Below are 1,766 nucleotides of genomic sequence, written 5' to 3' on the forward strand. Positions count from 1 at the left end.
GCTTGCCATAACAAAGGCAGAGAAACCCAGTGAGGTGGATATTTGAAACGGGCAACATCCAGCAGAAGAACTAGATCCCGCTTTGGATGATAACCACCAATTGGTGAAAAGTGACCATCACCCGTTTGTCCCAATACCTTTCGGCTGTAGGAAACAACTAGATGAATATCACCTGACGCTGTAGTCACCTCCTCAACTGTTTGCCGAAAGTTTTCCAAGCTGCTTTGGTGGTAACGGTTAGGTTTTACAACAGCACCATTGCAACGTGCGATACAGACAAACTCATCAAAGGTGATACCGTTTTCTTTAATGACTGAAAGAGGTAAGCAACAGTCTAAAAATTCCTCTCCATACCATCTCCACACCCCTTTCCAAATGCGACCCGGATCGATGGATAAAGCATTAAGAACAACAACTAAACTACCCAATCCACAAAAAGCGGGTTCTGCTTGAGTATGAAACTGTTCCGCTAGAGCAAAATACCCTTCCATACCTCCCAATGCCAACGCTTCTCGAAATATTTGCTTTCCCTCTACGGAGGAAAAGGCAATAGCAGAATCGGGGAGTGAACGACGATAAAACCCTTGAGCAGACATTGAGTTTTTTAACCCTTATTGCTTATGATGCTAATAAATATTATGCAACATCGTCAATTTGATAATGAGGAATGCACTTATTTACTATTTTTAAAATTTTAGCAATAAAACGCTGCGAAGGTTTGACTTTCTGGGTGCGAATTTAAAAACGTGACCATTTGCGAGGGACCGCTAGACATCAAGCTGATGAAAAAAATTGGAAATTGGCCACAGATTGAGCGGTATGCAGCTCGGCTTAATCTCACATCTTGGACCCTTCTCAATAACAGGCTTTCCGGCCTGTTCCACAAAGAGTGAATTTTATTGTGGAACAGGCCGGAAAGCCTGTTCAGAAAAAGCTTATTGAAAATGGTGCAGCATCTCAGATAAATCAAGCTTTTCTGAATATCCTCAATCACGCGATCGATGTTTTAGAAGAGTCGGCTCAACAGTTGTAATAGTTGCAATCAATCAAATTTCAACCGATGATTTGGATTGGCACTGAGGGATGGATGCTCAGGGGATTTATATTGAGGTGGCTGATAACGACACGGGAATTAGTAAATATCTCACAGCGCCACTTTCTGCTCCCTTGTTGGTTGGCAAAACTACCACTTTTGTTAAAATTACTCTCTGATATCGGATAATTGTAGAGCCGCAAAAAGGCGAGTTAAAGTTGTTTAGCAACTTGGTAAAGGTACTATATTTCGGATATAACTTCCGCTGTTGCACAGTGAATTGATAGTATTTACCGTTGGGTGGGGGCGGGTTTTTGAGATTGTTAGTTAGAGTGAGAAAATGTTTTGAACCGCCCCTACAATAACTGCACAAAATTTGTCAACAGAGTTCGGGAATGAGCCTAGAATTGACTTCGCTGCTAATTTTGTACTCGCACTGCTGTTGCAGCGGACACTCGCCGCAGCGGGGGTTTCTTGCGGTGCAAACTGCCGCCCCGAAGTCCAGCAGTCCTAAATTCCACGACCCGACTTGCTGTTTGGGAGCGACTCGTTCTGCGGCTTCCCAAAGTTCCGGCGATCGCGATTTTACCTTACCGCCGTCAATCCCAAAAAAACGCTGCAAAATCCGAGCAACATTCGTATCGAGCACCGCTTTTGGCTGTCCGAAAGCATTAGCGCAAACCGATCGCGCAATGTACTTGCCAACTCCGGGAAGTTCCAGCAACTGAGCTTC

The 1,766-nt window shown here is 44.2% G+C and carries 2 protein-coding genes and 1 pseudogene; 1 reads left to right on the forward strand and 2 read right to left on the reverse strand.

All coding sequences use genetic code 11. The features are described 5' to 3' along the window. The coding region (locus QUA38_RS28725; protein ID WP_333167883.1) for a phytochelatin synthase family protein at nucleotides 1–596 on the reverse strand (596 nt) is incomplete at its 3' end. A 305-nt stretch (nucleotides 597–901) separates the two neighbouring features. Between QUA38_RS28725 and QUA38_RS28730 the strand changes: the two genes are divergently transcribed. After that, nucleotides 902–1,033 carry a hypothetical protein gene (locus QUA38_RS28730; protein WP_333167885.1) on the forward strand — a complete coding sequence of 44 codons (132 nt, stop codon included), beginning with the start codon at nucleotides 902–904 and terminating at the stop codon, nucleotides 1,031–1,033. Between the two features lie 379 nt (nucleotides 1,034–1,412). Here QUA38_RS28730 and QUA38_RS28735 read toward each other — a convergent pair. Continuing rightward, a pseudogene (locus QUA38_RS28735) lies at nucleotides 1,413–1,766 on the reverse strand (A/G-specific adenine glycosylase); the annotation flags it as partial.

This window comes from Microcoleus sp. Pol12B4, assembly GCF_036701385.1.
In the GTDB taxonomy this organism is placed as follows: Bacteria; Cyanobacteriota; Cyanobacteriia; order Cyanobacteriales; family Microcoleaceae; genus Microcoleus.